Origin of the sequence: Paenibacillus sp. Root52 (assembly GCF_001426865.1) — a bacterium.
GTDB lineage: Bacteria > Bacillota > Bacilli > Paenibacillales > Paenibacillaceae > Paenibacillus.
Map to the genome: position 1 here is coordinate 57,032 of NZ_LMFO01000032.1, position 18,234 is coordinate 75,265.

At 44.4% G+C, this 18,234-nt stretch carries 19 protein-coding genes and 1 riboswitch; of the genes, 13 read left to right on the forward strand and 6 right to left on the reverse strand.

Going from position 1 to position 18,234, the window contains the following annotated elements; genetic code table 11:
• Window positions 1-291 precede the first annotated feature (291 nt).
• From ASD24_RS26520 to ASD24_RS26530, 3 genes are all read left to right on the forward strand, one after another.
• Window positions 292-1,041 carry a Cof-type HAD-IIB family hydrolase gene (locus ASD24_RS26520; RefSeq protein WP_056702337.1) on the forward strand — a complete coding sequence of 250 codons (750 nt, stop codon included), beginning with the start codon at window positions 292-294 and terminating at the stop codon, window positions 1,039-1,041.
• A 54-nt stretch (window positions 1,042-1,095) separates the two neighbouring features.
• Window positions 1,096-1,536 (forward strand): DUF456 domain-containing protein, encoded by a 441-nt coding sequence (locus ASD24_RS26525; protein ID WP_056702865.1) that lies wholly within the window; start codon window positions 1,096-1,098, stop codon window positions 1,534-1,536.
• Window positions 1,537-1,599: 63 nt separating this feature from the next.
• The gene (locus tag ASD24_RS26530; RefSeq protein WP_056702339.1) at window positions 1,600-3,228 is read left to right on the forward strand and encodes a putative polysaccharide biosynthesis protein; all 1,629 of its coding nucleotides are present in this window, start codon (window positions 1,600-1,602) and stop codon (window positions 3,226-3,228) included.
• Window positions 3,229-3,432: 204 nt separating this feature from the next.
• Here the strand turns inward: ASD24_RS26530 and ASD24_RS26535 are convergent, their stop codons facing one another.
• On the reverse strand, window positions 3,433-4,704 hold the full coding sequence (locus tag ASD24_RS26535; RefSeq protein ID WP_056702341.1) for a DUF2515 family protein: 1,272 nt from the start codon (window positions 4,702-4,704) through the stop codon (window positions 3,433-3,435).
• A gap of 116 nt (window positions 4,705-4,820) precedes the next feature.
• Between ASD24_RS26535 and ASD24_RS26540 the strand changes: the two genes are divergently transcribed.
• From ASD24_RS26540 to ASD24_RS26565, 6 genes are all read left to right on the forward strand, one after another.
• Complete coding sequence (locus ASD24_RS26540) at window positions 4,821-5,165, forward strand: thioredoxin family protein (RefSeq protein WP_056702342.1); 345 nt, start codon at window positions 4,821-4,823, stop codon at window positions 5,163-5,165.
• 408 nt (window positions 5,166-5,573) lie between these two features.
• Window positions 5,574-6,461 carry a COX15/CtaA family protein gene (locus ASD24_RS26545; protein WP_235540913.1) on the forward strand — a complete coding sequence of 296 codons (888 nt, stop codon included), beginning with the start codon at window positions 5,574-5,576 and terminating at the stop codon, window positions 6,459-6,461.
• Between the two features lie 218 nt (window positions 6,462-6,679).
• Entirely contained in the window at window positions 6,680-7,420 is a 741-nt protein-coding gene (locus ASD24_RS26550) for a Cthe_2314 family HEPN domain-containing protein (RefSeq protein ID WP_056702346.1), read from the forward strand.
• A 140-nt stretch (window positions 7,421-7,560) separates the two neighbouring features.
• Window positions 7,561-7,703, forward strand: a riboswitch (SAM riboswitch).
• Between the two features lie 125 nt (window positions 7,704-7,828).
• Window positions 7,829-8,866 carry a methionine ABC transporter ATP-binding protein gene (locus tag ASD24_RS26555; protein WP_056702348.1) on the forward strand — a complete coding sequence of 346 codons (1,038 nt, stop codon included), beginning with the start codon at window positions 7,829-7,831 and terminating at the stop codon, window positions 8,864-8,866.
• 1 nt (window position 8,867) lies between these two features.
• Complete coding sequence (locus ASD24_RS26560; protein WP_082560583.1) at window positions 8,868-9,527, forward strand: methionine ABC transporter permease; 660 nt, start codon at window positions 8,868-8,870, stop codon at window positions 9,525-9,527.
• 82 nt (window positions 9,528-9,609) lie between these two features.
• On the forward strand, window positions 9,610-10,446 hold the full coding sequence (locus ASD24_RS26565) for a MetQ/NlpA family ABC transporter substrate-binding protein (RefSeq protein ID WP_056702353.1): 837 nt from the start codon (window positions 9,610-9,612) through the stop codon (window positions 10,444-10,446).
• Between the two features lie 154 nt (window positions 10,447-10,600).
• On the opposite strand, the gene ASD24_RS26570 is transcribed toward ASD24_RS26565, so the two are convergent.
• Entirely contained in the window at window positions 10,601-11,602 is a 1,002-nt protein-coding gene (locus ASD24_RS26570) for a DUF2167 domain-containing protein (protein ID WP_056702355.1), read from the reverse strand.
• A 321-nt stretch (window positions 11,603-11,923) separates the two neighbouring features.
• Here ASD24_RS26570 and ASD24_RS26575 point away from each other — a divergent pair, with 321 nt between their 5' ends.
• A complete protein-coding gene (locus ASD24_RS26575) occupies window positions 11,924-12,688 on the forward strand; it encodes an SDR family oxidoreductase (RefSeq protein WP_056702357.1) in 765 nt (254 codons plus the stop codon).
• A gap of 129 nt (window positions 12,689-12,817) precedes the next feature.
• Here the strand turns inward: ASD24_RS26575 and ASD24_RS26580 are convergent, their stop codons facing one another.
• Complete coding sequence (locus tag ASD24_RS26580; RefSeq protein WP_053783253.1) at window positions 12,818-13,063, reverse strand: NifU family protein; 246 nt, start codon at window positions 13,061-13,063, stop codon at window positions 12,818-12,820.
• 80 nt (window positions 13,064-13,143) lie between these two features.
• Between ASD24_RS26580 and ASD24_RS26585 the strand changes: the two genes are divergently transcribed.
• Complete coding sequence (locus tag ASD24_RS26585) at window positions 13,144-13,398, forward strand: YuzB family protein (RefSeq protein ID WP_056702359.1); 255 nt, start codon at window positions 13,144-13,146, stop codon at window positions 13,396-13,398.
• Here ASD24_RS26585 and ASD24_RS26590 read toward each other — a convergent pair.
• Together ASD24_RS26590 and mqnE are read right to left on the reverse strand one after the other, a co-directional pair.
• Complete coding sequence (locus tag ASD24_RS26590; RefSeq protein ID WP_056702361.1) at window positions 13,395-14,456, reverse strand: NAD(P)/FAD-dependent oxidoreductase; 1,062 nt, start codon at window positions 14,454-14,456, stop codon at window positions 13,395-13,397. The genes ASD24_RS26585 and ASD24_RS26590 overlap by 4 nt on opposite strands.
• A gap of 298 nt (window positions 14,457-14,754) precedes the next feature.
• A complete protein-coding gene (gene mqnE, locus ASD24_RS26595) occupies window positions 14,755-15,861 on the reverse strand; it encodes an aminofutalosine synthase MqnE (protein WP_056702363.1) in 1,107 nt (368 codons plus the stop codon).
• Between the two features lie 560 nt (window positions 15,862-16,421).
• On the opposite strand from mqnE, the gene ASD24_RS26600 reads away from it, so the two are divergent.
• Window positions 16,422-16,778, forward strand: a complete 357-nt coding sequence (locus tag ASD24_RS26600; protein ID WP_056702365.1) for a HesB/IscA family protein — start codon at window positions 16,422-16,424, stop codon at window positions 16,776-16,778.
• A 111-nt stretch (window positions 16,779-16,889) separates the two neighbouring features.
• On the opposite strand, the gene ASD24_RS26605 is transcribed toward ASD24_RS26600, so the two are convergent.
• Window positions 16,890-17,207 (reverse strand): hypothetical protein, encoded by a 318-nt coding sequence (locus tag ASD24_RS26605; RefSeq protein WP_056702368.1) that lies wholly within the window; start codon window positions 17,205-17,207, stop codon window positions 16,890-16,892.
• A gap of 255 nt (window positions 17,208-17,462) precedes the next feature.
• Between ASD24_RS26605 and ASD24_RS26610 the strand changes: the two genes are divergently transcribed.
• A complete protein-coding gene (locus ASD24_RS26610) occupies window positions 17,463-18,104 on the forward strand; it encodes an NAD(P)-dependent oxidoreductase (protein WP_056702370.1) in 642 nt (213 codons plus the stop codon).
• Window positions 18,105-18,234 lie beyond the last annotated feature (130 nt).

Below are 18,234 nucleotides of genomic sequence, written 5' to 3' on the forward strand. Positions count from 1 at the left end.
CAAACGTCTGCTAAATGCAGGCGTTTTTTTGTTGCGGAGGAAACGAGATCTGACTCTGAACACCTGGTTTAACTCATGTCACTCATCGTATTTCTTCTATAGGAAGACAGCTTCATAGCTTCATGATGTTTACATTGATTCATATTGGTTATTTTGTTGCATATGGATGATCTGTGGTAAAATGTCGTTAGCTGTGACGTCCGGGGCGTCCGCTTGTGCGGATACCGGGCGATCTTTGTGTGAAAGTATGTTGGATGGGAATAAAGAGAGACAACTGAGGAGGAATACAACATGAGTGAACTGAAATACAAATTGCTAGCACTCGATATGGATGGAACATTGCTAGATGATAATCATGAGATTACACAGGAAACGTCCAAATGGATCAAAATTGCGATGCGCCGCGGCGTACATGTATGTCTGTCTACAGGAAGAGCGGTATTCCATGCTATGCCTTATGCGGTACAGCTTGGTTTAGAGACGCCGATGATTACTGTGAATGGTAGTGAAGTGTGGAAAGCTCCGAATGATCTACATTTCCGCCATCTGATGGATCCGTCATTAATCCGCAAGCTGCAACAGATTGGGGAGAAATATAACAGCTGGTACTGGGCATACTCCGTGGAAGAGCTGTTCAACCGTGATCGCTGGACAGACAATATCGAAGGCTTGGAATGGCTGAAGTTCGGATATACCACTGAGATTGACGAAGTGCGTCACCAGATCATGCTGGAACTACAGGAACTTGGCGGTCTGCAAATGACGAATTCTTCACCTGTTAATATTGAGATTAATCCGGCAGGCATATCCAAAGCGAGCGGTGTAGCTGAAGTGTGTAAGTTGCTTGGCATTGAGATGTCTGAGGTAGTCGCGGTCGGCGATAGCTTGAACGATCTAGCGGTTATTGAAGCTGTAGGTCTAGGTGTAGCTATGGGGAATGCCCAAGAGCAAGTGAAAGAAGCGGCAGATCTCATTGTCGCGAGCAATAATGAAGATGGCATCGTTGAAGTCATCCGTGAACATATTTTAAAGGGGGAGTAACCTTTGCTCGCAACCGTTGGTTGGATTCTAATTGTACTTCTGTTTGCAGTAGGCATGGCGGGAACCGTCTATCCAATCTTACCGGGTGCTGTAGCGATATTCTTCGCATTTCTGGTCTATGGATGGTTCTTTAGTTTTGACCCGTTTGGTGTATGGTTCTGGATTACTCAGATTTTGATCGTTGTTGTACTGTTCGTGGCTGACTATGTCGTTAGTGCCTGGGGCGTTAAGAAATTCGGCGGTTCCAAGCTATCCACCACGTTGAGTACGATTGGTGTAATCATTGGCCCATTTGTCATCCCAGCGTTCGGGCTTGTACTAGGTCCATTCCTCGGTGCCTTTATTGGGGAGCTTATTGGAGGATCATCACCTTCCAAAGCGACCAAGGTTGGTTTTGGTTCCGTGGTGGGACTGTTCACAAGTACGGTAATGAAAATCATTTTGCAAATCGTCATGATTGTGCTCTTTATTATCTGGGTGGTTCGATTCGCATAGACATTAGCGAGTGCGAGCCTCATCTCAGTGCACGTCCGTGTGGAGGAAAGAAGGGGAATTGGTTTGTCTAAGAAGGAAACATTTATTAAGGGGACGCTCATTCTAGCGGCAGCAGCGCTCATTGCAAGGGTGCTTGGTCTTGTGCAACGTGTGCCGCTTGAGCATATCCTCGGCGATATCGGTAACGCATCGTTTACCATTTCCAATACGGTATATTTAATGCTATTAACAGTTGCTACGGCAGGTATACCAAGTACGCTGAGTAAAATGGTATCCGAACGCTACGCACTAGGACGAGCAGGCGAAGCGCAGCAGATCTACCGAGCAGCCCTGATCTTCGCTGCTGTAGCTGGTGTTGTTATGTCGACACTGCTGTGGTTTGCCGCACCGTTCTACGCGACCCATATCTCGAAGGTACCGGAATCCGTTAGTGCCATTCGGGCTCTAGCACCAGCCTTGCTACTCTTCCCGGCGATAGCCATGATGCGTGGTTATTTCCAAGGTCGAGGCAACATGACGGCTGGTGGTATCTCACAGATTGTAGAACAATTTGCCCGTGTAGGAACTGCCATTATCGTGGCCTACATTATGCTGCAATGGAATTATGATGATCAGACAATTGCTGCGGGTGCTTCCTTTGGTGGTGTATTCGGAAGTATTGGTGCGTTTGCTGTTATGCTGTACTTCACTTTGAAATTACGTCGCAAAGATCGTGAAGCCCAGTTTGAAATGGAGCGAGTTCAGCAATTGCCGATGCGCGGCATTTACTCAGATATCTTCAAGCTGTCTATTCCGATTGTTCTATCATCGCTGGCGGTTCCTGCAATTAACTTCATTGACTCATCCCTTGTCGTTCCATTGCTAAGTGGTCGTAATGGATTAGAAGAAGCGACAGCCGTGCTTGCGATCTTGGGTGCAAAGGCGCAAAGTATTGCGGGTATTCCGCCGATTCTAGCCATCGCTTTGAGTCAATCATTGGTGCCGGTTATCTCGGCAGCATTCGCTCGTAAGGATGAGACCCATCTGAAGAATCAGATTACGCTGGCATTGCGTATTTCGATTCTGACAGGTATGCCTATTGTTATTGCGCTCTGTACTGCGGCGTATTCTGTGAACGGATTATTATTTAGTTCATTGGATGGAACACCGATTATTGCGTTGCTTACCTTCGGTACCATATTCCAGATCACGATGATGACAACAAACTCCATCTTGCTGGGCGTAGGTAAACCACGAATTACGATGATCAGTGTAGCTATAGGGGTAGTCATCAAATTGGTGGCGAGTCTGATTCTTGCACCGATCTTTGGCATTTATGGCATCATTATTGCTACAGCGCTATGTTTCTTAGTGATTACGTATCTGAATCTCCGAGTGCTGAGAAAAATAGTAACCTTCTCGATCATGGGTGATCGTTGGAAAGGGTTCCTGTTGACTGTATTGCTTGCTGCAGGTGCTGGCTTCGGCACAAACTGGTTAGGAAATATGGTCTTTGGCTCATTCTTACCATCCCGTGTATCGTTCCTGATGACCTGCTTGGTTGTTGGTGCACTGGTTGTTGTTATCTATCTTGTACTCTTGATTGTGCTGCGTGTGCTGCGTAAGGATGAACTGGGAAGTTACCCACGTATTTTGCAAAAGGTTTTACGTCCACTGATGCGTCTGCAACGTGGAGTAGAGCAACAAGGGTAACCGATGGTGGTAACCGGTCATATGCCCTAAACTTAAGGGCATGCCTTTATCCAATATCTAAGCGTTGCATATAAGCCTGTTCGCTGTATTTATTCAGTGGACAGGCTTTTTGGTATGTGTACCAGATATGCTCGAAGGAAGAGAAAGCAAGCTCTGGATATAGATTGCTTTGCTATGTTGTTTCTTAATAAGATGTGATGAGACTTAATGTAATAAAGTTTTGGCATCATGAGCTGCCGCAGTTTTGAGCAACCCATATCGGTGTTCGTGACTCATCTCGAATAGCCATGGTCGACGTGGTGCGGTTAGATGGCCAAGGCAATCCCTACTCTGGAGCCAGTCCTGTCTTGTAATCGGTTCATAGGGTGTGTCTTGCCACACAGCGAGTAACTCAGGGCTGTATAGTCGCTGACCCTCTGGCAGCCATTCCAGCTCCAATAATTCCTTGCTATAAAACTCATTCTTTCCAGCATGCTCCTCGTGGGCTGTGAACAAGCCTGGCCAATATTCGGCACGCGATCCGCGATGGGGTACGGCACGGGCGAATTCTAGTACTTGCGTCAATACTTGCTGGGTACCGAACAGCATAGCATACAGGCTTTTTCCAAACATAATACGTTCATCAAGCTTGCCGAAATGTTCAATGACTCGACCCGTAAGTCCTTTGCCACGTCCGAGTGGAAATACGATATGATTAAGCCCAGCCAGGTTATGCAGATGAAAGGCAGGCTTGGACAGCACTTCTTTTTTGAAATAAGGATGCTGCACAACCCGGCTCTCAATATAGTTCTGCTCATTAATAATTAATGCCACACTAAGCAACGAGCTGCATCGTTCCAGCCAAAATCGTTCCCAAAAGGGAGTCATAAAGACGGAGATATGGAAATAGGGCAGGAGGTGAAAACAACTTCGTCCCAGTCTACGGCTGTTCATGTACAACAATAATTGAGGATAGGCATCTTGGAAGATAAGCGCATTACAACGCTCCAGCATGCGATACATATGTTCTCGATCGGTTTGACTTTGCAGGTTGTGCATTAGACCACTCTGTAGATCGGTCATATGGTATCCACCGTTGCGTGAAACCATATGAGCCAGCAGCGCCCAATGAAGCTCAGGATACTGTTCATAACATTCCAGATAGGCTGCTGTGCGGGTAATATTGCTTCGATTATGCTCTGCCGTCAGTCTATGGATTTCTTCTAAAATAATGCAGTCCTCTTCACATACAATCGCACTCCGGGCATGTCTAGCAGCAGCCGATTCCGTTCCAGACAATAATCGTTCAACTTCTTCTTGCAAGGATTGGGCGACATCAGATTGCCAAGCCAAATCACGTAAAGGATGACGTAGTTGATTGGAGGCTTGCCACGCCGCCTGTTTGCCACGCCAGACTTCCCTCGCCGCACCAGGAATGGAACGCACAATGTGAAAAAAGGACTCCAGTGGAGGCGAATCTGTTTTGTGAGTATGCATTGCTCGTCATCCTTTCTCATGATTGCTCTAACCTCAGTATGTACTGAATATTTGACTTCCACTCGGCAATTTGCTTCACTTAGGGTAAGACAAGGAAAAGAAAGGAAGATGTGATCATGGAACAAATAACTTCCAAACCTGAATTTGATGTAGCGATTCAATCTCCGAGATTGACCGTAGCTGTATTTAAAGCTGATTGGTGTGGAGATTGTAAATACATCGATCCATTTATGCCTGAGGTAGAGGACAAGTATGCTCATGAGCTTACACTGGTTGAGGTTGATGTTGATCAAGTGGGGACAGTTAGCGAAGAACAAAACATCCTCGGCATACCGAGTTTTGTGGCGTATACAGATGGACGCGAGCTGGTTCGTTATGTGAATAAGCTTCGTAAATCTAGAGAAGAGATTGAGCAGTTTCTTGATCGTGCTGTTGAAGTGTATAAAACTATCCACAAATAACACAATCCATTTTAAAGGTTACATATGTTAACAGCCACTTTTCCATCATCAGAGAGGTGGCTGTTGGTATGTTCGTTAAAGTTCAGGAGAACACTATTAAGATGTGGGTATGAACCTATACATACAGTATTCATACAAATTGCAGAAGCATGAAATAAACGCTTGTGTCTAAAATTTGAACTAAAATGACCTTCTGGTCATTTTTTAAACAGACGTTAACATTTTGTCACAAAGCGCGGCGTCAATGACACTTTTATCCGGTATAATGAGTTTAGTTGTGAATTACGTGTCAAAGTACTGAATCAAGCGAGAAACGATGTTTTTCGCCATCTTAAACCAACAGCAGGTGAGAAAAAATTGAAGCATTTAACCTTGTTTAAGTGGTTAACCGTATTAACTTGTCTTGTAATGTTCCTGGCGACATTCGGTGGGGGCATTGTTACTAAGACGGAATCCGGATTAGGTTGTGGCACAGAGTGGCCTTTGTGTAACGGAAAGCTTGTTCCAGCACATACGGTAGCATCCCTAATTGAATACTCACATCGTGCCGTAAGCGCATTGGCAGGTCTGCTGTCGATTGCCTCTTTTGTAGCATTTTTACGGTTTGGTAAGTCTCGCCGAGATCTACAATTGTTCTCATTACTAACGCTCATTTTTGTTATTGTCCAGGGAATCATGGGAGCCTTTGCCGTGGTGTTCTCCCAATCTTCCGCCGTTATGGCGCTGCACTTTGGATTCTCGATCATAGCCTTCGCAAGTTCTCTAATGATGGCGCTGGGAATAAGGCAGGAGGCGCGTCACGGAGGACTGGAAAGATTGAATAATTACCCTCGGGTAACCAAAGGCTTCCGTAATCTGGTCTGGTTTTCCACTGTTTACACGTATCTCGTTGTGTACACAGGTGCGTTCGTGAGCCATACCGACTCAGCGGGAGGCTGTTCTGGTTTCCCATTATGTAATGGACAGGTTGTTCCCGAGTTGTCCGGAGGGGTAGCTGTAGCATTCGCTCACCGTTTGGCTGCATTATCCTTGGTTATTGTCATCGCGATTTTGGGTCATTATGCATATCGCAAACACCCGGATAACACCGAACTTCGGAGATTAGGTGTTATCGCTGTAGTGCTCATCTTGCTCCAAGTTTTGATTGGATTCGTGATGATGCTTACGATCGGGCGCCCAGAAGTGTACATGTTCGTTGCGCTTGCTCACATGTTGGATATTGCCATACTGTTCGGAGTTCTAACATACATGAGTTTCCTTGTATACAAGCTGCATCGTCCAGTTAATCGTTTCTAAATCAAGTATACAGATTCAAGATATAAGAAGTTATATCGTTACAACGTACAGAGTCTGCCTTTCAATGATGTAGATCATTGGAGAGGTGGACTTTGTTTGATGTTAGGCATGACAGGGCAACCTAAGCGAAGCAGCATTCATGCATTTACTCTGATCCCGATTTTGTTTAACATGATTAAGCATCCCATGATCAGCAGAATGCAAAGAGGAGGCTGTATATGCTGCGAACGTTGCTAGGCGAACCGCCGCGCCAAAATGAGGGTATTTTGGAGGAAGCTATTGACTCAATGGTGGAGACTTTGGAGTTACTGCAACGACAACTGGAGAAGAACCAAGACCCATCGCATGATTATAGGAAGTTATATGTATGGACGCAGGGGTTAATTTCTTCGTTGGATGAACTGGAGCAGAGTTGCTTTGCAGCATCTCATTTTCGGAAAAAGGTAAAAGCAGGTTCTACAGAAGACATGACCAGTGAAGAAAAGGCGGAATACGCACGGTATGTTTATTTTTACAAGGATGGATTCATTCGTTGCTTTGCCATTTTGGACAAGACAGGAACGGTGCTGAATGAACTGTTTCAGCTCAATACAACCAAAGTAAAAACGCATTTCTCTTATTTTACCGTGTTGCGACAGTTTGGATATGCGAAGCAGCATTCGGAACTAGCTGTTAAGCTGACTGAGATCAAGGATGTATACCGAGAGCCAATGAGCAAATTACGTAAACGCAGAAACATGGAGATTCATTACATGAATTCTGAGATGCAAGATGATTTGTGGCAACTGCATCAGACGTTACAGGGGAAAGTGAAGCTGGAGGACTTGGATCAGCATTTGAATGAATTGCGTCAAGGATTAGATATGGTGTGTATTACTTTGAAGGCGTCTTATGGATACATTAATAAAATGTGGTATCAACAAGGTTTTAGAGAGCTTACTAACGGGTTAAAAGCATAATATTTACCTTTGACAAATCGGAATACTTGGATTATACTGAGTTCCTAATAGGACATTAAATGTAACATGTTTCAACATGAATTATCTGAACAGTATAACTGCGGAATTACACGAACTTATACAATCTTACAATATCATATTTCTTATCGAGAGCGGCGGAGGGACAGGCCCGATGAAGCCCGGCAACCGATTTATAACGACAATGGCAAACGTGTCATTCTTTATAGATGTTAGGTGCTAATTCCTACAAAATGGCGTTAAGCGCGATTTTGGCAGATGAGAAGGTATATTCTTTCAAGCGAAGAACCCTTTCAGTTTCTGCAAAGGGTTCTTTTTTTATTGCATGAATGGGAGTTTTCCTCTCTTTCGGGTAAAGATAGGTGTAGGCAGTGGGAAGGAGAGTATTACTTGATTGAATTAAAGGGAATAACCAAAACATATGGTAGGGGCGCAAAGGCGACGACTGCGCTTGCGGATCTGAATCTGAATGTACGCAAAGGCGAGATCTTTGGAGTCATTGGGCATTCCGGTGCTGGTAAAAGTACATTGATTCGATGTATCAATCTATTGGAGCGACCTACTGAAGGTGAAGTGTGGGTTAATGGAGTGAACTTGACCAGTCTGAGCAAGTCGGAATTGCAGCGTCAGCGGGGTAAGATCGGCATGATCTTTCAGCATTTCAACCTTCTCTCATCTGCTACGGTCTACGACAATGTTGCATTTCCACTGAAATTGGTCAATACGCCCAAAGCGGAGATCGACCGTAAGGTAAAGGAAATGCTCACCTTGGTCGGACTTGAACAGCATAGCAACAAGTATCCTGCACAATTGTCAGGAGGACAGAAGCAACGGGTTGGCATTGCACGTGCACTCGCCAGTGATCCAGATGTCCTGCTCTGTGATGAAGCGACGTCTGCTCTTGATCCACAGACAACAAGTTCTATTCTAAAGCTGCTTCTTGATATTAACCAGAAGTATGAATTAACGATTGTGCTGATCACCCATGAAATGCACGTAATCCAGAGTATCTGTGATCAGGTTGCAGTTATTCATCAGGGCGGCATCGTTGAACAGGGGCCAGTTACGGAAGTATTCCTCAAGCCGCAGCATGCCATCACACGAGATTTCATGCAACAAGGTCAGGCGACTGATTTATTGTTACTTGAAGAGGAAGGTTTGGCAAGCTCAGAGAATAGCCGTAAGAATGGCGAACAATCACAGTTGGTGAAGATTTCGTTCTTGGGGCAGAAGACGTATGAAGCTATTCTGTCACGAACCGTTCGCAAAACCGGCGTTGATTTCGCGATTCTGCAAGGAACAATCTCTACGATCAAACAAGTCCCTTATGGACAGCTTATCGTTCGTTTCGAGGGAGATTCTGCTGCGATTAGCTCAACTACCCGTGAATTAGTTGAGCAGGGACTTGATGTGGAGGTGCTTCGTTAACATGGATTTTTCAACTGTACATTGGGAAGAGGTCGGCAAAGCGTCTATTGAGACACTGCAGATTCTTCTTGTATCAGGTCTGTTTACTGTAATTATCGGCTTACCATTAGGTGTGCTACTCTTCATGACGGCAAGATCCCAATCGGCAAAATCAATTCTCGTTTACTCGATTCTGTCGGTTATTGTCAATATATTGCGATCTGTTCCATTCATCATTCTAATTGTTGCTCTACTTCCCGTTACTCGCGCACTTGTTGGGACGGCTACAGGTGTACTAGGGACAATCCCACCACTTGTCATTGCAGCAGCACCTTACTTCGCGAGGATTGTGGAGACGACTTTACGTGAGGTAGATCGTGGTGTTATAGAAGCTGCACAAGCGATGGGAGCCTCTACAGGGCAGATTGTAAGACGTGTTCTGCTACCAGAGGCACTGCCCGGTTTGCTTGCAGGTATAACCATTACCATTGTTACGTTGGTTTCCTATACGGCGATGGCAGGTATGGTTGGTGGTGGTGGCCTTGGAACACTGGCGATCAACTATGGTTACTATCGTTATCAGACAGAAGTCATGCTTGTCGCGGTAGTATTGATTGTTATTTTAGTACAGGTACTTCAGATGTTTGGAGATCGTCTAGTTAAATTGTTCACCAGGAAATAACACATAGACAGCATGACTCGCTCTTATCAAATTGGATAAGGATGCTGCATGCAAAAAAATTATTAGAGAAGGGGTTTTACAAATGAAAAAATGGTCATTTGCTCTACTAAGTATTATGCTGATTGCAGTACTAGCAGCATGCGGAAACAACAAGGATGCAGATAGCGGTGCAGACAATTCTGCTGGCGCACCACGTACCGTTGAACTGAAAGTGGGAGCATCCCCTACACCTCATGCTGAAATTCTAGAAAGTATCAAGCCTGAACTTGAAGCAGCAGGCATTCGTTTGCAAGTTGTAACATTTAATGATTACGTTCAACCGAATCAACAACTGGCTGACAAACAATTGGATGCTAACTTCTTCCAACACCAACCTTATCTAGATGCAGAAAATGCAGCACGTGGCTTTAATCTCGTTACTGTAACTCCTGTACACGTAGAGCCTTTTGGTGGTTACTCCAAAAAGATCAAATCACTGGATGAATTGAAAGACGGCGCAAAAGTTGCAATCCCGAATGACCCATCCAATGGTGGCCGTGCATTGTTGTTGCTTGCAAAAGAAGGTCTGATTACGCTTAAAGACAATACAAACATCTCGTCAACACTGCAAGACATTACTGAAAATCCGAAAAACTTGGAGATCATTGAGTTGGATGCAGCGATGATGCCTCGTCAACTGGATGAAGCAGATCTGGTATTCATTAATGCCAACTATGCACTGGAAGCGAATCTGAATCCAGAAAAAGATGCTCTTCTAATCGAGGATCTGCAAGGTAACCCTTATGCTAACATTCTTGTAGCTCGTGAAGATAATAAAGACGCAGATGCTATTAAGAAACTGGCAGAAGCTCTGAATTCCGAAGCAGTAAAAACATTCATCAAAGAGCGTTACCAAGGTGCAGTTGAACCTGCATTTTAAGGGATAACTTAACGAACGAAACATAGAGAGTCGAGCACGTATATCATTGATGTTGAATGATATTACCGAGTGCCGTTTAAAACAGAAAAGCCCTACACCTTATAAACAAGGATGTAGGGCTTTTGCGTGTGATACATTAGTGTGGGTGGAGCGATTAGCGCTTATTCGGGTCATTCTCTGAATGATCGGCAGTGGATGAATGGGTGTGCTCAATGGATTCCTGCCCAGCGGCATGCTGTTGATATGCCTGTTCAGCAGGAGAAGGAGAGATTTCATCCGTAGGATGCTCACCATCATTTTTTTTGCGTCTAGTCAGCTTATTACGTAGCCATCCGAATGCACCAACGACTAGAGCGACGATCACAAACCATCCTTTTTTGAGCAACAATAACAATCCTACTTTTTTGGCAACAGCAACTCCTGCACCACCAAGGATCAGGCTGGTAAGACCGAGTTCTGATTTTTTGTCGATAGAAGCATCAAATTCTTCATACTTGTTCCCCGCAGTGACGGTAAGATTGGAGAGAACACTGTCCTCAAACAGTCTTCGGTTTTCCTCGAAGTTAGCACTGTCGGTAACTAAAATAACTCCGATATAGCCTTCACGTGTCAGTACATTCACATTGTAATTAACGAGGGCTTCCTGCTGAGCATCCTTCAGACCAATGGAGTACAGCAGATGGTGTTTGGAACTATCATATGTCGGTTCAATGTCCCACCCAGTAATAAACAGTTGGTTATCAGGAGTGGTTCGCTCATTCTGTTCCTCTGTACCTCGTTTGTAACTGTCTAGGAGCTCTTCAGCATCGAGATTGTCCTTGTCACTGTCGTCAATATGTCCAGGGTCGTTGTACTCGAAGATCACGTACCAGTTCGAATTCTCGCCGGCTCCATAGATACTACCGATCTCTGTCCCGTTCGGGAAGGATTCAGTGTCTTCCATGAAACGTTGCGTGTTGGCTGCATCTAAAAAGGTAAGTCCTTCAACCAGTTTTAGGGAGGCTTTGTTGTCGAGAACGACATCGCGTGGTCCGTCTAACCATTGATAATCTTCGATGGTGCTGTCACTTTCTGCTGAGGCTATGATGGAGAAGGGGGCTTGTAATGTAAATACCAGCAGTATTGCGATAAGGGATGCTACACATTTTTTCATCATTACTATAAGTCCTTTCAGAGGTGCCATGTAATGCTTATATTTACATGATCATATGTATTGTGTCATTACTTTCACAGAAAGAAACGACTTATAGACATTACCATAGGCACCCTTAACAGACAAGGTATATATGGTTATTTAGGGGGTATTTTACTTCTTAAGACCTAATTGATATCAAAGTAAAGGCTGGGAATATAAGTATTTAGTCTGAGGTTTACACTTTTTTGCAAATAAGATGGGCAAGAGAAAATATGCAAGTTGTGAGGGGATGATAAATCTTTTATACTAATGAATGACTGCTCTTTGAAGAGGGGGATGGACGTGAAGGGGAAGATTGCCCTCATAACGGGAAGTGCCAAAGGCCTTGGAAAAATGACAGCCCTCAGTCTGGCCGATCAGGGATGTCATATTGCCCTGAATTACGTGAATAGCCGACTCGAAGCAGAGGAGCTTCAGGCGCAGATTATAGCCAAAGGCGTTAATTGTATTGCAATCCAGGCTGACATTTCGAAGACCGAAGAGATTACATTTTTGGTTAAACAAGTGGAAGAACAGCTCGGCAGCATTGATATCCTTGTGAATAATGCAGGGCCATTTGTCCGTGAGCGCCGTTTGTTTGCCGAATATGCAGAAGCGGAAATACAAATGTTAGTACAGGGTAATTTGCTTGGACCCATGCTGCTTGATCAGTATGTGCTGCCAGAGATGCGCCGTAAGCAGTGGGGACGCATAATCCATTTTGGATTCAGTCATGCCGGAGAAGCTAGATCATGGCCTCATCGAGCTGTATATGCGGCCGCGAAGGTGGGCTTGGTTTCTTTTACCAAAACATTAGCTGTTGAAGAAGCACCTTACGGAATAACCGTGAATATGGTATGTCCTGGTGATATTCGCGGCGCCAATAAAGAGAAAACAATAGATGAGATTGCCGGGATTAGGGACGAGGAAACACCAAGAGGACGTCCTGGCAGTGGAGAAGATATTGCACGTGTCATTACGTACCTCTGCTTAGACCATTCGGATTTTATTACAGGTAACATAATGGATGTGTCTGGAGGACTTGATCCGATTCGTCCAACGATCTAGAGAACAATGAGATATGAAGCGGTAGAGCTAAGAATGTGAACTATACTAAGTAAGAAATAGACACAAAAAAAGAGCCCTCCGCTTCAAGTGAAGCGAAAGGCTCTTGAGGTTTATTTCGTGAAGGATTGATTAGAATACTTGTACGACTTCTTGTACACCCTCAACTTCTTCAAGAAGGGCGCGTTCAATCCCGGCTTTTAAGGTAATGGTGGAGCTTGGGCAACTGCCGCAGGCACCGACCAGTTTCAGCTTAATGATGCCATCCTCCACGTCGACCAGTTCCACGTCACCGCCATCGCGTTGCAGGAACGGACGAAGTTTATCAAGCACATCAGATACCTCATCATACATGGTGCTTTGTGCGTTTTCGCTCATATTGTTCAACTCCTTTCCTCTATATATTATATTACAAATGACCATAAATTAAAATGGTCAAACAAAGCAGGTGAACTGAAATGAGACCAATTATTGAATTTTGTGCTAACAATATGCATTTTGGCACCGATGAAATCATGGATCAACTGGAGGAGAATCCAGATTATGATGTGATTGAATACGGCTGCCTCAGCAATTGTGGCCAATGTTACATGACTCCTTTTGCACTGGTGAATGGCGAATTAGTCATTACCGACAAGGTCGAAGATCTGTACAATGCCATCTTAGCCAAAATTGCTGAAGCCGATGCTTGGAGTGAGCTGGATCTCGATTAACCGAGATGACGCTTGGACATCCAGAGCACACCGCTTTTCAAAATACGAGGCACACGTCCCATCATGGACGTTTTGCCCATCAGCCCAAAACCAGCCTTCTTACCGAGCGCACCTAACGTGCCGCGAAGCTTAAGAGGGTGTGGATTGGGCTTTTCACCTTTCCAAAGGGCATGCTGAATATGAGCGATCTGTTCACCCTGTACTTCTGCTGCTTGACCGCTTGGAGCGTAAGGTACGCTAGCGCAGTCACCAACAACATAGACATCTGTATATTCAGGAATTTGATAATATTCGTTAAGAACAACACGGCCTTGGGGGTCTTTAGTGACATCCAAGTCTTGTACAACTTTGACCGGCTGGATTCCTGCAGTCCATACTACGGCGTCCGTCAAAATTTCTTCATCCCGATTATAAATTCCATCTGCTTCAAGACGGGAAATGGCAATATGTCCACGGGTCTCGACCTGATGTTCGCCAAACCATTCATGAACATATGCAGATAGACGTTGTGGGAAGGCGGACAATACACGTTCACCACGGTCGAGGATGCTGATATTCAGATCGGGTCTGCTCTCACGAAGCTCTGCGGCTATCTCTACACCACTTAGACCGCCACCAACGATGTGTACTTGTCCATAAGCTTTTACTTCGCTGAGACGAAGATACGTTTCTCTTGTTTTGCTGAAGCTCTGAATGGTGCAGCTAAATTCCTCTGCTCCTGGTGTGTTATGGAAACGGTCGGTACAACCTAAACCAATCACCAGTTTGTCATATTCCAAAGGGTCTTGGCCTTCAAATTCAATCTGACGCTGTTCCAGATCAATCGCCGTTACTTCTCCATAACGGTACGTAACTTTTTCGTGAACTGGAAATTGGATGCGCAGGTCGTAATCGGATACGGTGCCTGCTGCGAGTGCGTAATATTCAGTCTTTAGTCCTTGAAAAGGGCTGCGATCCACCAATACGATTTGTGTGTCTGCTGGAATTTTACCTTCAAGAAGTTCTTTGATAATCGTGAGGCCACCATAACCGCCTCCGAGAACGACGAAATTTTTCATGACTCGGCTTCCTTTCTGCATCAGTCCCGTTAAGCGGGGCTGCAACCTGTGGAGCAGCTATGCTTCCATAGCTGCTCCATTGTTTTTATTTTGATAATTAGAAAATATGCATTTCAAATTACAGATATCGTGCAGCACGATTGTACCGTGGGTACAACCCTGGAGATTACTTCAGGAATGGAGATATAGTCGAAAATGCTGACCTAGACAACGAATTGTTGGGAAGAAGCAGCCGAGCTATATCCTACCTGAATGCGATTCAATGCTTGGATTTGGCTGAGAAAAGTAAAATGAGATATTACTCGTATACTTGAATTTCATTATAGAATGTATCACGTTCAACAGGGATGCGCCCAGCACCCTTAACTAACCAGATCAGCTCTTTACGAGTTAATCCCTCTGGTGTGAGTGCACCTGCAGCATGGCTGATCTTCTCGCGTACAATTGTACCGTGAACATCGGAAGCACCGAAGCTGAGAGCCACTTGTGTTAATTGTGGACCAATATTAATGAAGTACGCTTTAACATGGTCGATGTTATCGAGCATCAGACGGCTGATCGCAATGGTCTTGAGGTCTTCGTAAGCAGAGTTACGACGCATGATGCTTGCGCTTTTGCTCTTAGGCTGCATGGAGAGCGGGATAAACACCATAAAACCATTTGTCTCATCTTGAAGCTCACGAATTTGAACCATGTGATTCACACGATCCTCGTAGGATTCAATGGATCCGTACAGCATGGTCGTATGAGTACGCATGCCTAGGTTATGAGCAGTGCGGTGTACTTCGAGATAGCGATCAACATTGGCTTTGTCTACACGCATTTTTTTGCGATACTCATCAGACAGAATTTCCGCGCCGCCACCAGTCAGTGATTTCAGACCTGCTTTTTGCAGCTCTTGCAGAACTTCCTTAATGCTCAGACCACTGATGCGAGTGAAGAAATCGATCTCTGCAGCTGTGTAAGCTTTTAGCGTGACATCCGGATATTTTTCGTTTAAAGCACGCAAAGAGTCGACATAATATTGAAAAGGAACATGATTATTATGCCCGCCTACGATATGAAACTCACGTACGCCTGGATGAATATGTTCTTCCACATAATCAATCATTTCCTGACCGGACAACGTATAAGAGCCTTCTTCACCTTGGTCTTTACGGAAATTACAGAATGCGCAGCGAGCTTCGCATACGTTGGTGAAATAAAGGCTCATGTTCTCGATGAAATATACTTTCTTACCGTTCTTCCGCAGGTTGGCTTCGTTAGCCAGTTGACCCAGCGTGAGCAAGTCATCTGTCTCATACAGATAGACACCGTCTTCCACGCTCAATCTTACGCCATTTTGAACCTTCTCGACGATCTCGGCCATTCTTTTGTCTGTAAATGGTGTAACTAATGTAGACATTTGTTATTCCTCCTGTTCTTAACCGGATTAAGTAGTATAGGACTGTTTGCAGGGCTACATCAGTATAATGAAGCTTGAAACCACTAACTGGATGGATGCAAAAGCTCACATAGAAAAAACGCGGTCAACTACCGCCTTCTATTGTTAAACTAACTCTTATTTACCCGGTGCAGCATATGCTGCATTGTGCAATGACTTATTTGTTCGAGAAAAAGGAGTCTAATGACTCTATATGCATTGGGGACTGCGTTGCAGTCTCGAAATGTGAAAAAAATTACAACTCCAATTATGACCATCATCTGAATAAGTCATGACAAAATATCGACATTTCAGAGCGACCACCTATCCATTATAAACCTCGTGTCCCGGGGGTTCAATACACTGGGAAGAAAAAGGAGTTCAGGAGGAACGCGGAAACGGGCAAACTTCACTTGAGGCCCTTGACGGGGTGGAGTATAATTTAGGAAGAGTTAATGTAAAGTTGTTCAAAAAGTTCGCTTACGATTACGAAGGATGTCTTTTTGAACATGATTATATATGAAAAAGGAGAGTGACCTGGCATGATTAACATCAGCGAAACGGCTGCTGACCGATTGAAAGAAATGCTTGCACAGCAAGAGACACCTGGCATGTTCCTGCGTCTTGGCGTAGCACCGGGGGGTTGTACCGGATTTTCGTACGCCATGGGCTTTGACGATAAAGAATCCGATGAGGATCTCTATATGGATATTCAGGATATGAAGGTTGTCGTGGAGAAAGAGAACCTGAAATATTTGAATGGTCTCGAAATTGATTTTGAAGAGTCTGGCATGACCGGCGGATTTACCATTCATAACCCGAATGCAGTAGCAACATGTGGCTGTGGATCTTCTTTCCGTACACGTGAAGAAGCGGGCGTACCGGATAAAGATTGCTAAGATTTAGCTAGATCATACCTCTATGGCGTAGTTCAACTGCGCCATGGAGGTTTTTTTGTGTGCAAAAAAAACGATGCCCCTTAGGACATCGATATACGTACACTAATTTTTTTACTCGCCAGAAACAGCATGCTCAAGTTCTTGGATAAAGAGTTCCTCGACAACCGCCTCGATATAGTCTTCATTCTCTTCAGCCGCCTCCAAAATATCTGATGAAAATAAAACGAAGGAAAAGTCTCCAACTGTAACCTCCCAGGTGTGAGGCGAAGTTTCTTCCCTGCGGTCAACCGTTGCTTGAGTACCTGTCTGAATTAATCGCTCAATCAAATGATTGAGGGTTGTATCTATCTTTTGAATAAGTGCTTCAGTGGAAATAGCGGAACGATTCGCCTGTCTTAATATCATGGCGACTTGATCTTCAAAGCTCATATCACTCAGCTCCTTCTCAACAAGCTGTTGCTCGACGTAGGTAAAGTTAATTAGTAATCACAGACACGTATATTCGACATACTAAAGACAATCCCTTCTTCTATATATAGAAAGCAATGCTTCGAGGAAGTGAGCAACGAACAATATTTTTCTGTTCAACTAATGAAATTTAAGGTGTTGACAAGATTAGTTGTAACAACTATAGTTACATTATAAGTTTTAGGAAATCAACACATAGCCGAAGGAGAGATTATGATGAAAATTGGAATTATCGGTGCAACGGGTAAAGCAGGAAGTGTAATTTTGAAAGAAGCAGTAGACAGAGGGCATGAAGTCACAGCAATCGTTCGTAATGCAGCGAAAGTGGAAGATAAGTCCCTTAACGTTTTGGAAAAAGAAGTTTTTGATCTTACGGCAGAAGATATCAAAGGTTTTGACGTTATCGTTAACGCATTCGGCGCAGCTCCAGGCCAAGAACATCGCCATGTTGAAGCAGGACAAGCATTGATTAACATTTTGAAGGATGCGCTTAATACGCGCTTAATCGTTGTTGGTGGTGCAGGAAGTCTGTTCACAGACGAGTCCAAAACATTGCGTGTATTTGAATCCCCAGGTTTCCCTGATGCTTACAAAGCAACAGCTACGAACCAAGGTAAAAACCTTGAGGATCTGCAAGCATCCTCTGGTATTCAATGGACATTCCTGAGCCCAGCTGGATTCTTCAACCCAGAAGGTGTTCGTACCGGTAAGTATCAAGCAGGCAATGATGTGATCATGGTGAACAGCGAAGGCAACAGCTACATTAGCTATGCAGACTATGCCATTGCGTTGGTAGATGAGATCGAGAATCCGCAACACAAAAACGAACGCTTTACTGTAGTTGGCGAAGCGAAGTAATACGCTATAGTTATAGATTAAACATAAAAAACGGACGCTGATCTCCATAGATCGACGTCCGTTCTTTATAGTATATAAGTGAATTTCAGGCGTGACGAAGCACCAGCTCGTACAATACGTTATAACAAAT